Source organism: Chroococcidiopsis sp. TS-821, assembly GCF_002939305.1.
Lineage (GTDB): Bacteria > Cyanobacteriota > Cyanobacteriia > Cyanobacteriales > Chroococcidiopsidaceae > Chroogloeocystis.
Window position 1 is genome coordinate 1,411,569 of record NZ_MVDI01000001.1, and the last position, 15,253, is coordinate 1,426,821.

9 protein-coding genes are annotated in these 15,253 nt (G+C 44.6%); 5 read left to right on the top strand and 4 right to left on the bottom strand.

The window, feature by feature from the left end; all coding sequences use genetic code 11:
• Nucleotides 1–29 precede the first annotated feature (29 nt).
• On the top strand, nucleotides 30–1,088 hold the full coding sequence (locus B1A85_RS06410; RefSeq protein ID WP_104546034.1) for a methyltransferase: 1,059 nt from the start codon (nucleotides 30–32) through the stop codon (nucleotides 1,086–1,088).
• Between the two features lie 202 nt (nucleotides 1,089–1,290).
• Here the strand turns inward: B1A85_RS06410 and pgmB are convergent, their stop codons facing one another.
• From pgmB to B1A85_RS06425, 3 genes are all read right to left on the bottom strand, one after another.
• Nucleotides 1,291–4,296, bottom strand: coding sequence for a beta-phosphoglucomutase (gene pgmB / locus B1A85_RS06415; protein ID WP_104546035.1), 3,006 nt, complete (start codon nucleotides 4,294–4,296; stop codon nucleotides 1,291–1,293).
• 201 nt (nucleotides 4,297–4,497) lie between these two features.
• Nucleotides 4,498–6,786 (bottom strand): amylo-alpha-1,6-glucosidase, encoded by a 2,289-nt coding sequence (locus B1A85_RS06420; RefSeq protein ID WP_104546036.1) that lies wholly within the window; start codon nucleotides 6,784–6,786, stop codon nucleotides 4,498–4,500.
• A 442-nt stretch (nucleotides 6,787–7,228) separates the two neighbouring features.
• Nucleotides 7,229–8,254, bottom strand: a complete 1,026-nt coding sequence (locus tag B1A85_RS06425) for a glycosyltransferase family 4 protein (protein ID WP_104546320.1) — start codon at nucleotides 8,252–8,254, stop codon at nucleotides 7,229–7,231.
• 469 nt (nucleotides 8,255–8,723) lie between these two features.
• Between B1A85_RS06425 and B1A85_RS06430 the strand changes: the two genes are divergently transcribed.
• From B1A85_RS06430 to trpE, 3 genes are all read left to right on the top strand, one after another.
• Complete coding sequence (locus B1A85_RS06430) at nucleotides 8,724–10,775, top strand: DICT sensory domain-containing protein (RefSeq protein ID WP_104546037.1); 2,052 nt, start codon at nucleotides 8,724–8,726, stop codon at nucleotides 10,773–10,775.
• A gap of 270 nt (nucleotides 10,776–11,045) precedes the next feature.
• The gene (locus tag B1A85_RS06435) at nucleotides 11,046–11,552 is read left to right on the top strand and encodes a photosystem I reaction center subunit II PsaD (RefSeq protein ID WP_104546038.1); all 507 of its coding nucleotides are present in this window, start codon (nucleotides 11,046–11,048) and stop codon (nucleotides 11,550–11,552) included.
• 245 nt (nucleotides 11,553–11,797) lie between these two features.
• Nucleotides 11,798–13,312, top strand: coding sequence for an anthranilate synthase component I (gene trpE / locus B1A85_RS06440; RefSeq protein ID WP_104546039.1), 1,515 nt, complete (start codon nucleotides 11,798–11,800; stop codon nucleotides 13,310–13,312).
• A gap of 37 nt (nucleotides 13,313–13,349) precedes the next feature.
• On the opposite strand, the gene B1A85_RS06445 is transcribed toward trpE, so the two are convergent.
• Nucleotides 13,350–14,114 carry an MHYT domain-containing protein gene (locus tag B1A85_RS06445; protein ID WP_104546040.1) on the bottom strand — a complete coding sequence of 255 codons (765 nt, stop codon included), beginning with the start codon at nucleotides 14,112–14,114 and terminating at the stop codon, nucleotides 13,350–13,352.
• A gap of 262 nt (nucleotides 14,115–14,376) precedes the next feature.
• Between B1A85_RS06445 and B1A85_RS06450 the strand changes: the two genes are divergently transcribed.
• The gene (locus tag B1A85_RS06450) at nucleotides 14,377–15,252 is read left to right on the top strand and encodes a PhzF family phenazine biosynthesis protein (protein ID WP_104546041.1); all 876 of its coding nucleotides are present in this window, start codon (nucleotides 14,377–14,379) and stop codon (nucleotides 15,250–15,252) included.
• Nucleotide 15,253: the final 1 nt, after the last annotated feature.

Consider the following 15,253-nt stretch of genomic DNA (forward strand, 5'->3'; position numbering starts at 1 on the left):
AAATATATTTAATTCCTAGCGGAGTTTCAATGACAACAACACTTACTCACAAAACCAATAACATGGAAGCCAAAAAGAAAGTCTTTGGCATGATTCAAGCTTTCTGGGAAAGCCAATGTTTATACGTAGCCACGCGCTTAGATATTTTTAATATATTGTCCGAAGGTCCGCAAAATATTGAAACTCTAGCAGAAAAAACTGCAACCAAAGCAGACAAACTCTACGTTATTCTGCGTGCTTTAGGGCACTTAGGTGTTTTAGAAGAACAGCCAGGAAGAATTTTTGCTGCTACTGAAGTGTCCGATCTGCTTGTGACAAATGCGGGACCTTCGATTGGGCATTTTGCAATGCATATTATAGAACCAGCACAGTGGGACGCTTGGAAGGAGTTAGAAACGTGTTTGCACACCGGTGAAGTGCCGTTTGAGCGTGCTAATGGCAAGACAGTTTACGAGTTCACGCGAGATGAAGAATGGAGTGGCGATGTTTTTATCAAAGCCATGAGTTTTTTAACCGATCATGCGGTTGATGCTTTGCTCGATGTTTTTGACTTTAGCCGCTTTGGTACAGTAATGGATGTCGGTGGCGGTCAAGGTGGACTCATTGCTAAAATTGTCAAGCGCTATGGCTGTAAAGGTATCTTGTTTGACTTGCCGTATGTGACAGAGACAGCACCCGCATATATTGAAAAGCAAGGCGTTGCGGCTGATGCTATCCAAATCGTCACAGGGGATGTTTTTCAAGGGTTGCCAACTGGGGCGGATGCAATCGTAATGAAGTATTTTCTGTCTTCATGGAAAGATGAGGATGCGCTGAAAATATTAAGTCATTGTCGAGAAGCACTGCCAAAACACGGCAAGGTCGTTTTATTACAATGTCTTGTTCCCGATTTGGGCGAGCCAACAGTTTGTCCTGATGGTATTATTCCATCACTGTTTGCAACCCAAATTATGGTGGCAGTTCCTGGCGGTGCATGGCGCACTCAAAAGGAATATGAACGCTTGTTTACAGCGAGTGGTTTTCAACTAGAGAACGTCGTACATACGGGAACGAATCTCTCAGCACTTGAATTTGGTTTAGTTGATTAAATCTTTTGCATGAATCGTCGATGCTTTCCGACTTTCTTCGGGGCTGCATAAATGAAGTGTGACGAGCACGCACCAAGATAAGAGTTTGATGAGTAAAGTCCACCTCCGCGGACTTTGTTTGTCTAAGCGAACTATATCGCAGTCGCATTCCATGCAAGTAGGGGTAGGGTAGGTAAGATGCCTACCCATAAGTCTATTTATCCTATTCACTACAAACAAGCATCTGAGATTGCTCTAGATCGACGACAAGTTGTTGCCACTTTAGCCCAGCTAAGTTATCGCGGACTAGATGCGCGTGACCAACACGTTCAACAGGACCAAGTCCCAAAACCCACATCCCGGCAGCTAACCCGGCTGCAACTCCCGAACTCGCGTCTTCCACAACGAGGCATTCGTGCGGCTGCAAGCCTAACTGTTGGGCTGCGTACAGAAAGACATCGGGGGCTGGTTTATGATGTTCAACACTGTAACCGTCGGCGATCGCATTTAAGCGTTCCGCAATTCCTAAGCGCTGACAAACAAGGCGGGCGTTTTTACTCGATGAACCGATCGCAACTTTAATATCTGCTGCTTGCAATTCATCTAATAATTCAAGTGCCCCTGGTAGTAAATCGGCTGGCGTGAGATTTTGAATTAACTGCTCGTAGTAGCTGTTTTTCCTTACCATCATCTCTTGCAGTTCGGCTTCACTCGCGGTGCGATCGCCCAACAGGTGTAGCAGTGAATCGCGGCGCGACAATCCGCGCATTTGCTCGTTAGCTTGACGATCGAAAGTAATCCCGATTTCATCGGCGAGTTGCTTCCAGGCTAAGTAATGATACTCTGACGTGTCTGTTAAAACACCATCTAAATCAAAGATGACACCGCGCAACGGAGTTATAGGACAGCGATCGCTAAGTGTGCGATTGGGTTTGAACCGGACATTTGGCAGTAAGGGGGAGACTCCCGCACGCAACTGTCCTCCTTGAGTTAATTCCTCAGAATACACTCCTGAGGCTTCCGGTTTGTCTGTTGTCATAAGTACGGCATTGGATGTGATGTCAAACTTGTACCACTGTTGTCGCCATTGCAGCTTAAACTGCAAACGCGTCCAGTGAGATGGTAAATGCGATCGCTCAACAACAGGACCTGCTTCTGTGAAACGCACACCAGCAAAACCAGCAACAACTGCTTGCCATACGCCACCCGCTGAAGCTGCATGAACGCCTTCCGCTGCATTACCGCGCACATCTTTGATATCTACTAGCGCTGCTCGCATAAAATGTTCGTAAGCAGCCGCCGGATCGTCTAATTCACACGCCAAAATTGCATGAATCGCAGGTCCTAACGAAGAACCGTAGGTGTGATCGGTGCGGGGAGTATAGTAATTCCAGTTGGCTTGTAATAGCTGACGTCGCTGTTGGGCGCTCATCTCAGTTTTCAATGGCTGATCTCGTAGCAGGTATAGCAGCATCAATACATCGGGCTGTTTGAGAATTTGCTTTTCATTTGTCCCTTCAACGCCGAGAATCGCCTGCATTGACTGCGTACGCCACTGATAATCTGTCCAATCGATATCTTCTAAGTCAAAGAAGCCTTCAAATTGCTCGATAACTTTTGTATCTGTCGGTTGAGCCACAAACATATGTCGGATAATATGCGACCAGCGCTTGATTCGTTCCGGTCGGATATCTAACTTGTGTGCTAACTCTGTTGCGCGTTCTGGATAGTGCTGCTGTAACCAGTCATATACCGTTAACGCAATTTCCAAATGCCACTGCGCCATGCGGTTGGTAAATGTGTTATTGTCAACGCGCTCGTGGTTTTCATCAGGGCCAATGACATCGCGAATCTCATAACACTGGCGATCGCTGTTCCATTCGACGCGGCTACCCCAAAATACTGCAGTATCGAGGATAATTTCGGCTCCCTCGCGCTGCATCCAATCATCATCGCGCGTTGCTTGCCAGTATTGCCAAACCGCGTAAGCGATATCGGTATTGATATGAACTTCAATGTCACCGCACCAGATGCGTACAGGTTCGCCGTCAGGACCAAATACCCAACGGGGAGTGACTTCATCGCCTGTATTCGCACTTTCCCAAGCAAACATTGCGCCTTCATAACCTGCGGCTTGCGCTTTACGTCTTGCACCTTCTAGCGTGTGGTAGCGATAAGACAGTAAGTTACGCGCGATTTGCGGTTGCGTGAAAGTAAAGAAAGGAACGATAAAGACTTCAGTATCCCAAAAGACGTGACCGCGATACGCAAATCCAGACAGCGTTTTTGCTGGAATACTTACACGGTTGTTATGTCTTGGTGCTGCTGCAAGCAGTTGAAATAAATTGTAACGAACTGCAACTTGGGCGGTGGGGTCACCAGTAATAGTAATATCGCAGTCTTGCCATAACTCATCCCATACTGCGCCGTGGGCTGCAAGTAAAGTTGAATAACTTGGCAAACTCGCTAACCGCTCTTGGGCAGCAGCTACGGGTTGCTCCACATCGAGTGAAGTAAAAACTGTAACAATTTTTTCTAAAGTAACAGTTTTTCCAGGCTGTGCCTGAAATGATGTCGTTAATGTCGGAGTGCCTGGGTTTCCAGTAAATTGAACCGAGGTTGCTTCCGAACACGCGAGTTGAAACGCCATCGCTAATTCGATTCCTGAATGGCTACAGCGCTGGTGTAACCATGCTTGATTGTTGCTACTGCCTTGTGCGAGCCAATCCCAATGCTTGACGCCGTGGTTATCGACGTTGCCATTAATACTAGCCTCAAGAGCGATCGCACCAGTAAAGTCGATGGGTGTAATCTGGCAGTGCAACACTAAGACGCGATCGTCTGCCATACTAATTATTCGCTCAAAGTGGAACTTCACAGTATGTCCACTTGGACTGCGCCACAATACATCGCGGCTGACGATACCCCAACGTAAGTCTAGCTGACGCTGATATTCTAAGAGCTCGCCTTGATTCAAACAAAAGCGATCGCTTCCTATGTATACTGTTAACGGCAACCAATCAGGACAATTCACGAGTTCCGTATGCATTACAGGAACGTCATCGTATACGCCGTTAATCAACGTTGCCGCGCTGGCATTTGGGTAGCCCTCTTCAAAGCTCCCGCGCGTACCAAGATAACCGTTGCCTAAAGTAAACAGTGTCTCCTTATGGTGCAATTCTGCCGGATCGAACTGAGTTTCAAAAATCTTCCAACCGCTGTAGTCCATGACTCGCTCATCTCGCTGGGGTATCGTACAATACAAAAATCTCTCTTTCTAGCATTCCCCTTTAGATAGAGATTCGTAGGGAATTTACGAAAACCGAACTAAAACTATACAAAACGCAACAAAGTGTCATAAAACGTTTCAAGTGCTGGTGGCTCAACACCAAAAAATTTAACTCATCACTACTCACTAGCCACTCATTACTTAAGCTTCGATCACGACTCGCAGATTACCGCGTTTCTTGGCAACGCGACACGCGGTTGTATTGCCTGAGCGCTCAAATTCTAAATCGAGTAAAGTAGGTCCAACACGCAAATTGTGTAGTGATAAAGTATTAATCGATTCTGGTAAAGCAGGGTCAATGATCCGCAAGCAATTATTTTTAGCATCCGGAACAAGGTTGACCATCATTTGTAGTAGCTGAAAGATACTACCTGTCGCCCAAGCTTGCGGCGAACACGCGACTGGATACTGCACTGGATCGTTATCGTTCGTGCGTTCGTAGCCACAGAAAAGTTCAGGCGGGCGTTGATACGGTTGACGTTGCGTCATCTCTAAAATACTTTGAGAAAGTTCCAGCGCTTGATCGATTAATCCAAGCGATCGCACGCCCATCGCAATCATCGAATTGTCATGCGGCCAAACCGAACCGATATGATACCCCATCGGATTATAAGCTGGCGACAAACTGCTCAAAGTGCGAATGCCCCATCCATTAAACATATCCGGTGCGCGTAGCCGTTCGGCAACACTATAAGCTTTTTCCGGTGTCAAAATTCCCAGATGCAGGCAATGACCAGGATTAGAGGTAATACTATCAACTTGCTTGCCTTCACCGTCTAAAGCTAGAGCGCAGTAATCTTGATCGGACATCCAAAAGTCACGATTAAATCGCTCTTTCAAACGATTTGCATCTTCTTGCCAGCGATCTGCTAAGTCGATCCGCTTTTTCATGCGGGCGATTTCTGCTAAGCGGATTTTTGCTGCATAAACATAAGCTTGGACTTCGCAAAGTGCAATTGGACCGTTTGCTAAGTGCCCGTGACGGTCTACGATACAATCACCTGAATCTTTCCATCCTTGGTTAACTAAACCGCGTCGAGACGTACGGAAGTAGCTAAGGTAGCCGGTTTTTTCACATTTGCGGTCGATCCACTCCATCGCGGCTAGCGCATTCGACCACAGTTGCTCTAGGGTTTCGTTATCGTGCGTCCAAGCGTAGTATTCCGCATAGAGCATCAACCACAAAGGAGTTGCGTCGATGGTGCCGTAGTACGGTGTATGGGGAACTTCTTGGCAACGCGCCATTTCACCCATACGCAACTCGTGCAATATTTTACCAGGTTCTTCTTCGCGCCACTCGTCTTCTACTTTACCTTGGTAAGCGGCGAGAATCAAAAGTGTTTCGCGCGCGATCGCCGGATTCAACATTAATGTTTGAGAAGCCGCGATCAGCGAGTCGCGCCCAAACAATGTTGAAAACCAAGGAACTCCAGCTGAGACAACTTTGCAATTACCAAAGTTTTTCCCAATTGACTGTCGTAAAAGATACAAATCTTGTTCGGCGCGTTCGATAGTACGGTTAAAAATGACTTTGTCAGAGCGAATTTGCGTAATATGTTGTCGCCAATTTTGCTCTTCTAATAATTCAGCCGCTTTTGCTTGCACGAGCGTCGTCGGAGCGCTGACTGTAGAAGCTGGCTGACGATCGGTTAACATTTGTAGCCGATAGCCTAGCTTCTGCGTTTGGTGCGAAGCTAATTCCAGTTGCCAAATTGCAGTATAACCTTTGAACAGCTTTGGCTTGAGATACTGAAACTGAATGCGCGATTCCATCAGCAACCCATCTAAGCCTTGATAGGCTAAAGTTAGTTCTTCTTGTTGACACAAACGGTAAGCAGATGCACCGTCACGCGAGGCTTGATCGCTAATTGGTTGTGCCAGGCGCAATAACTGACCGCGTTTTTCCCGCCGAAACCCCCGAATTTCAAATAAATCAATAAAATCGGCGTCAAAGCTGAGGCTAAGTTCAAAGCTTACCGAACTAGTACTGTAATTTGTGATTTCGATTTCTTCAAACAGTGCGCCACCCAGCGCAATTTCTCTGCGAATTCCCAGCGCATCAGCGGTTAAACGGTCTTCAATGGTCGGATTTGTACACAGAATTGACAGCAAAAAGCCTTTATCAGCGGTGCTGCTAAGCAGGACAGGCGATCGCCCTTCAATTTGCATCTCTAGCCGACTAAGAAAGCGAGTATCATTGCAAAAAAGTCCCATACTAGCTTTCTGTTCGTCAACAACACCCAAACAGCCAGAAATATTTCCGAGCGTATCAGTGACTAGAAATAAATCGTCGTCTTTGACTGTAAGTGTTGGTTGCGGTCGTTCACTTAATACACAGGGCCATTCAGGAATAGGTAACTGGTGTGCTGGAACAAAAATTCTTCCGTCCAGATCGAGTCTGTCTGTTGTCATCAGCGTATCTGGTGTCATGCCAAATATTTCCGCTTCCACAATGATTTGTATATCTTCTCGCGCTGTTACTTGCCTTTACAGTGTCTGACCTAGCCAAACAACTGTTTTGCTCATTCTTCACGAGCTTTTTCCGACAAAGATTTAAGGATGAAATCTATTAGTTGAGAACAATAGAATAAAAACTTAACATATAGTTCATATCAACACGTCTGGCGTTTGCTGAGTTGACGTTAGCATTTGCTATAGCAATTTAGAGCAATAGAGAAATTTTTGGGCTTTCAAATTTACTTCTCTGCTCGAATGTAACTTATTTTCATAAACTATTGTAAATAAATTTAAGAAATTTATCTGCTGTTACGTCAAATCTATTCAACCGCAAGCAAGAAGTCAAAAGTCAGTAGCAACTTCTTACAATGACTTTTGACTTTCAAATTACATTTTGGCTAACGTGCTGCAATTGTCAAGACAATACCATTTGGAACGCTTTCTCGTACTCATCGGTCATTGCCTGAACGCTAAAATGGTTAACAACATAGTCTCGGCAAGTTTGTCGGTCGAGTTTTATTGCTTCTGGAATTGCCTCAATCATTTTTTCCAAAGAATGACAGACGAAACCTGTTTTGCCGTGCGCGATGACTTCCGGTACCGAACCGAGTCCCATACCAATAACTGGTGTACCTGTTGCCATAGATTCAATCATCACTAAGCCAAACGGCTCGCGCCAGGTAATCGGAAATAGTGTAACGGTAGCTCCGCTGAGTAATTCTACTTTTTGTTCGTGGGACACTTCACCTAAATACTGAATCTGCTCGCCATCAATTTCCGATTCTATTTTTTCCCGATAAAAGTCGCGGTCAACAGCATCAATCTTGCCCGCCATTTTTAGCGGTAAACCAGATGCGCGCGCAATTTGAATTGCTTGTAGAGGTCCTTTTTCTGGTGAAAGTCTGCCGACGAAAGCAAGATATGCAGGTTGTGCGGGTGTAGGTTGGAAGGGATAAACAGCAGTATCTATGCCATTATAAACTGTGTGAATGTAGTTCAACCCTAAGCGAGGTTCTCGTTGTGCCTCGCTGATACTGATGTAAGGTTGCCAAGCAAAACGCCGAAACATCTTTTCATTATCAGGCGTAAAAATACCGTGCATTGTGTGTACAGTTGGCGTTTTGACAAAATGAGTGTACGGCAGCGCTGCACAGCCAACATGCGAATGAATGATATCAAAGTGATGCGCTGAGCTATAAACTTCAGATAACATTAGCTGTTCATAAATTCCTGGCTCTCGAATACTCGGATCGAGCCGCAAAGCTTGCTCGTGTACTGATACTAAGTGTGCTGTTGTAATCGAGTCACCAGAGGCAAACAAAGTTACCTCATGACCGCGGCGAACCAACTCATCGGTCAACAAACTGACAATGAGTTCGATACCACCATAGCGAAAGGGCGGAACACGCTCCCATAGAGGAGCAACTTGGGCAATTTTCATTACTAGGTATGCACCAATAACAGGATCATTAACTGAACTGGCATTAAACTTAATGCCAATATAATTTGCTTGTACTTGACAAAGCACTACCTTCTTTATGCAGATATACCACTAGAGGGATGCCGCCTGTACAAGTTTTTTAAGTAACAATGTAAATTTCAGAATTGTAACTTGAGTTATGTCACTTTGACAGTAGTCTAGCGATGGATCGACTAAAGGAAGAAAAGAAACGTGAAATGGGAAAGTTGATATTTTTGCCTAATTCTTAGAAAAAATTACGATTATGGGCAACGCAGCTAGCACTAAGCTCGGTAGGATAAGTTGATAGAGAACTCTTAATTTAAGCCAAGAATGGTTACGCTTCCGCTACAAAAACTTATAGTAATTGGAAAATAAAGATGTTGCCGGATAGCTATGATGGCACAAGAGAGCGGTGGGAGATTCAGGTGCAGTGAGAGAGAAAGACCGCATGAGTATTAAGACTTCGGTACTGAGCGAGCTACTGCAAGCCTTACCTCAACTGCGAACTCAAATTTATTTCAAATCTTCCTTAACGGCGCTGTCGCATGCCATGGAAGATCAGGTACTAGCTGCAACGACAGAAAACCCATTGCTAGTTGCGAGTTTTCAACGGGAAAGTTTTTATCGCCAGGAAGCAAATCGCTACCGCCGACTCGCGCAAAAAAGCAATCAGGTTTATGTTCTTGCGGCAGCAGAAACCGATTTTGCAAGTGCATCAGAAGAATATGAGACGATCGCTTTCGATCCGTATGAAGATGCGTTACGCCATGAGTGGCATTTAGTCGTTATTTCGCAGCACTATACAATATGTCTTGTATGCCGCGAACGACAAAATCCAGCACTAGAGCTATATTCAGCAGAATTGCCTGTTAGTTTTGACATGGACCCCGCGCGTCAATTTGAGGGAATTTGGACGTCAGACCGCGAAGCAAGTCATATTGCCGCTGATATTTTGCTACAACGGATTTTAACGTATCGACCGGAATTACGAACGAAAATTAACCAAGCACAGCGCGACTTTGGTCTATTACGTTTTTCGAGTCGCGCGTCTTCATCAACGCCGACGCGCAAGCTCGTCGGGAAGCAACAGCGCTCATCGCAGCGTGTTGACTCAGATCCTTTTGTGCAGCGCTTAGTCACTTATCTGCAAGCGAGTCAATACAAGTTGCTCAAAGCGTACGGTTCGATCGCATTACAAGAGCGCAAAGAACGTTTGGTAAACTCGATTACTGCGGCAATTCGTCGCGGTAGCGATAGCGGTCAGCCACTACATCCACAAGAAATTTTGAAAGTAGCTGTACAGCAATTAGGCAAAGCAGTTTATGCGAGTCGCTGCTTAATTTATCGCGCGCAATCAACAGATGCTATGGCAACAATTAGCCATGAGTTTGTCAGTTCTACAGGAGTATCGCCGCTGAGTGGAAAAATGCTCCTTTTAAAGCAAAATCCTTTATTTCAAGAAGCTGTACAGCAGCAAGAGCGAGTTTATGTTGCTGATACACAAAGTGACGCTCGCATTGGCAATTCTCAGGTTTTGGCAACTTTTGTTAAGCAATGGGCAATTCGGTCGTGGTTAATGGTGCCAATATTGTATCAAGGAAAATTGTTAGGCATGATTGAGTTACATCATTGTGGGGAGACAACCTACCAATGGCAAAAAGATGATATGGCCTTGGTAGAAGCGATCGCAACCCAAATCGGTGCTACCTTAATCCAAGCTGAAGCCTATGCCAACCTAGAAAACCTCAATCAGCAGTTGGAAGCTTTAGACCGTACCCGCAGCAATTTGATTGCGATCGCAGGTCACGAATTACGCACGCCGCTCTCAACGATCCAAGTATGTTTAGAAAGTCTTGCCAGCGAACCTGATATGCCGCTTGAGCTACGGCAAGTCATGCTCAACACTGCCTTAGGCGACTCGGAACGGATGCGGAAGTTAATTCAAGACTTTTTGACGCTTTCTAACTTAGAAAGTGGTCGCATCCAATGGCATCTTGAGTCTTTACCGCTCGAAGAGTGTATCAGCTTGGCAATTAGCCGCACGCGTACGCGGATCAATACGGAAGATTTGCCGGAAATTGCGATTCAAATTCCTCAAGAATTACCGTTAGTGCGAGTTGATGGCGATTGGCTCGTCGAGGTCATTTCCAAACTTCTCGATAACGCTTGTAAATTTACGCCAGCTGATGGTCAAATTACGATCGCGGCGCGCTGTAATGACAGTCAAATGCTCGAAGTAATCGTCGCTGACACAGGACGCGGGATCGAACCTAACCGCTTAGAAGTCGTCTTCGATCGCTTTTATCAAGAAGAGGGAGCGCTACGCCGTACCGCAGGTGGCACAGGCTTGGGGTTAGCAATTTGTCGTCAAATTGTCAATAGCTGGGGCGGTCAAATTTGGGCAGAGTCTGCGGGCAAAGATCGAGGCAGCCAATTTCACTTTACGGTTCCGATTAGTGAAAATCGTCCCGAGCAAATGTCATTAGTGACGAGTGGTTAGTAACTAGTTTCTCGTCAAGAATTTTAAGGGGCGGGGAGTGAGTGACTAGTGATGAGTTTTGAGTTGTGGCAAGTGCTCGGAGTTGGGCGGCAATTATTTTGAGTTCTTAGTTAACCCTCATTTGTCATTCGTAATTATTTATTTTTTCCTACCCACCTGCCTACTTGCTCTCTCGCTTTTTTGCCCCAACTGTAACAGTTCCTAACATAGTAGTGAGACAAGGGCGATCGCGGTGCTACGATGCCCTAAAAACCTCAAGGAAGTTAACTTATGGCAGAAGAACTTTCGGGTCAAACACCAATTTTCGGTGGTAGCACCGGCGGATTATTAACAAAAGCATTTCGAGAAGAAAAGTACGTCATTACATGGACGAGTCCCAAAGAGCAAGTTTTTGAAATGCCTACGGGTGGTGCTGCCATCATGCGGCAAGGTCCCAACAAGCTGGAACTTGCGCGTAAAGAGTATTGCATCGCGTTAGGAGGGCAACAATTACGCGCCAAATTCCGGATTACAGATTATAAAATTTACCGCGTTTATCCTAATGGCGAAGTTCAATATCTCCATCCAAGTGATGGCGTTTTCCCTGAAAAAGTCAATGAAGGTCGTCAGAAAGTTGGCTACGTTGACCGTAATATTGGGAAGAATCCCGATCCGGCTAAGTTGAAGTTTAGTGGAATGACTACCTACAACGCGCCAGGACCAAAATCCAGCGAAGCTGGAAAAGGCTCTCAAGATACTAAATCTGGCTCGCTGCCGCGACAAGGTATCGAGATGTAAGCTATCTTTGTCTCATTCAGGAGGGGTTTTCTTGACTAAGCCCTTCTTTGGAATAGATTCAAGAACCTTAATTTTCACCTCTTAGTCATAAGTCAGAGCCGGAAGCTAGAGTTATTAACAGCAACACTCTGCCTTCTGGCTTTTATGCTGGCGTGCAGAATTTATTGACAGCTACCCTGTTTTACCCGTATACCAAAAGTTGGTCACGCATCCTTTGACCTTCGACTTGCGACCTCTCATTCTTTATGGTTTTTCCTAGTTTTTCCGAGTTCTCAGCTTTAGCTCAGCAAGGCAATTTTGTGCCAGTTTATCAAGAATGGGTTGCTGATTTAGACACACCAGTTTCTGCTTGGTACAAGGTTTGTTGGAATCAGCCGTATAGCTTTTTGTTGGAATCGGTAGAAGGTGGCGAGAACATCGGACGCTATAGCTTTGTTGGCTGCGATCCGCTGTGGATTTTAGAAGCTAGGGGAAATCGGACAACACAGCGCCATCGAGATGGTTCAGAAACTGTTTTTGAGGGCGATCCTTTCACAGCTTTAGCCGAGTGTTTAGCGCCGTATCATCCCGTGAAGTTACCGCAACTTCCACCAGGAATTGGTGGTTTGTTTGGATTTTGGGGATATGAATTAATTCGCTGGATTGAACCGCGAGTTCCAGTTCATGAAGCAAGTGAGACAGATTTACCTGATGGGTTGTGGATGCAGGTCGATCATCTCTTGATTTTTGACCAAGTCAAGCGCAAAATCTGGGCGGTTGCTTATGCCGATCTACGCGAGGCGCAAGGTGATTTGCAGCAAGCATATCAACAAGCCGAAAACCGCGTGACTCAAATGGTAAGCAAGCTACAGCTACCTTTATCATCTAAAGACACTGTTTTAGAATGGACTCCCCCAAGTACTAGTAATACTCCTAAGCTAGACTATACGAGTAACACGTCGCGAGCGGTCTTTTGTGCCAATGTTAAAAAAGCAAAAGAATATATTCATGCTGGCGATATTTTCCAAGTTGTCCTCTCGCAGCGATTGTCTACTAAATATTTAGGCGATCCGTTTTCGCTGTATCGTTCTTTACGCCTAATTAATCCTTCGCCCTACATGGCTTATTTTCACTTCCATGATTGGCAAATTATTGGTTCGAGTCCCGAAGTGATGGTCAAGGCGGAACGCGATGAAAATAACAGTTTGATAGCAACAGTACGACCGATCGCCGGAACGCGCCCGCGTGGAAAAACACCGCAAGAAGATGCGGCTTTAGCAGAAGATTTATTGCACGATCCAAAAGAAGTGGCAGAACACGTGATGCTGGTTGATTTAGGGCGCAACGATCTCGGACGTGTTTGCCGAAGCGGTACGGTTAAAGTTGACGAATTGATGGTAATCGAGCGATATTCGCACGTGATGCATATCGTCAGCAATGTTGTAGGTGAACTTGCACCTGGACAAAGTGCTTGGAATTTGCTCAAAGCTTGCTTTCCCGCAGGGACAGTCAGCGGTGCGCCAAAGATTCGGGCGATGGAAATTATTTATGAATTGGAAAAATGCCGTCGCGGTCCTTATTCGGGTGCGTATGGTTACTACGATTTTGAAGGACAACTCAATAGCGCGATCGCAATTCGCACGATGATTGTCCGTAACCAAACTGTGAGCGTACAAGCTGGGGCGGGTTTAGTTGCGGATTCTGACCCTGATAAAGAATACGAAGAAACCCTGAACAAAGCCAGGGGTCTTTTAGAAGCAATTCGCTGTTTGCGCCCTTAAAAAAATCATGGGGAGGCGATCTTCTTTATCTCATTGATTAATAATCTCGCATGCTGTAATCTCTACCCGCTTTATCAGAAGTGATTGCCAAAGTTGCACCTAAGATGAGAAACGTGAAGCAAGCGACGTAGAATGCTAAGGAACTATTATTAATAGTTGCACTTTCAATGTAGCGTTCGTAATCTTCTGTAAATCTTGCGGCTGCCATGCCAGTATAGTGCAACGATAGAATACCTGCACCCATAATGAGTGCGCTAATAATCAACTGTGGTCTTTTACTGACATTATGAGTTTGACGCCGGAATTTGATCGACAATTTTAATGCTACTAATGACACAACAACAGCAAGCACTACTGAAAGTAAAAATAAAATTGGATCGTAACGAATGACTGCAGTCATTTGCATTGCTGCCATTCCAAGATAGTGCATCACCCCAATCCCAACCCCCATCAAAACGGCACTGGTCAATAAAGTTGTTAAACTAACACGAGGTCGGCTCACAAGCGATAGTGACAAACCAGAGGCAAATATGGCTGCGAGTAGAGATACTAATGTAATGGGCAAATTGTAACCAATAGGAATTTGTTGTGCTGAGCTATGTAATGAGAAAGCCAGCATTGCAATAAAATGCATTGACCAGATACCTGTTCCCATGGCGATCGCACCTCCTACTAACCATACTTTACGGTCAGCGCCTTGAGAAGTTGCCACTCGACCAGCTAAATCGAGTGCGGTGTAAGAAGCAAGTACAGCAATAAATGCTGAGACAATAACTAGATAAGGGTTGTATGTAACTGTCATTTTTCTTTATCGTATTGCGCAAAAAAAACGTATGATGTTCTCTATTCGAAAACTATTTCAAAACTATAAGCCTGACTATTAATTGCAGATAACAACTTCACCTGGATCTACAAAATACGTACCTAATCTAGCTACTACTTACTAACTCTTCTAGGTAAATTTCACTGAATTTTAGTTATTTATTCTAGCCATAACAAGTTTTCTTAAGTAGATTTACGTAAATCGTAAAGGTATCTTTATTTTTTACAATTGAGATGAAGCGATGAAGTTTTACATTGTAGATGTTTTTGCTCAAAAGAAATATGCAGGTAATCAACTTGCAGTTTTTGTAGAATTAGGTGTTCTCTCAACCCAGGAAATGCAGAAAATTGCTAAGGAGATGAACTATTCGGAAACGACTTTTATTACCTCTTTAGATATGCAAGAAGGAGGTTACCCTGTACGAATATTCACACCAGAACAAGAACTACCTTTTGCCGGACACCCGACCTTAGGAACAGCTTACGTACTGCAGAAAGAAATTAGTCTCCCTATCAAGCAGATTATCTTGAACTTACAAGTTGGAAAGATACCTGTAACTCTTCATTATCAGGATGAAAATATAGAAGAATTGTGGATGCAGCAGAAACCGCCTACCTTCGCTCAAACATTTACAGCCGAGACACTAGCCCCAATTTTAAATCTAGATTTAGAGGAAATTGATTTAGGATATCCTATTCAAGAAGTATCGACAGGAATCTCATTTATTATTGTTCCTTTGAAAAAGCTCTCAAGCTTAAAGAAAATTAAAATTAATCGAGATAAATATTTTGAACTAGTCAATCAAACTCAAGCAAAAGCAATTCTTGCTTTTTGCCCAGAAACAAATAAGCCGGAAAACAACTTAGCTGCTAGAGTATTTGCTGATGCTGTTGGTGTTCCAGAAGATCCTGCTACTGGAAGTGCGAATGGCTGTCTAGCTGGGTATTTAGTCAACTATTCCTATTTTGGCGCTGAATCAATCGATGTGCGTGTTGAGCAAGGATACGAAATTGGCAGACCTTCACTACTATTATTAAAAGCTGAGAAAAATGAGACAGATATAAAAGTTTTTGTAGGTGGTAAAGTAATTATGGTTGCTCAGGGTCAGTTTGTTTAAC

Bases quoted from the DNA above. Each gene is read 5' to 3' on its own strand.
- pgmB (WP_104546035.1), bottom strand. From the start codon at position 4,296: ATGGACTACAGCGGTTGGAAGATTTTTGAAACTCAGTTCGATCCGGCA.
- B1A85_RS06445 (WP_104546040.1), bottom strand. From the start codon at position 14,114: ATGACAGTTACATACAACCCTTATCTAGTTATTGTCTCAGCATTTATT.
- B1A85_RS06450 (WP_104546041.1), top strand. From the start codon at position 14,377: ATGAAGTTTTACATTGTAGATGTTTTTGCTCAAAAGAAATATGCAGGT.
- trpE (WP_104546039.1), top strand. From the start codon at position 11,798: ATGGTTTTTCCTAGTTTTTCCGAGTTCTCAGCTTTAGCTCAGCAAGGC.
- B1A85_RS06420 (WP_104546036.1), bottom strand. From the start codon at position 6,786: ATGACACCAGATACGCTGATGACAACAGACAGACTCGATCTGGACGGA.
- B1A85_RS06410 (WP_104546034.1), top strand. From the start codon at position 30: ATGACAACAACACTTACTCACAAAACCAATAACATGGAAGCCAAAAAG.
- B1A85_RS06430 (WP_104546037.1), top strand. From the start codon at position 8,724: ATGAGTATTAAGACTTCGGTACTGAGCGAGCTACTGCAAGCCTTACCT.
- B1A85_RS06435 (WP_104546038.1), top strand. From the start codon at position 11,046: ATGGCAGAAGAACTTTCGGGTCAAACACCAATTTTCGGTGGTAGCACC.
- B1A85_RS06425 (WP_104546320.1), bottom strand. From the start codon at position 8,254: ATGAAAATTGCCCAAGTTGCTCCTCTATGGGAGCGTGTTCCGCCCTTT.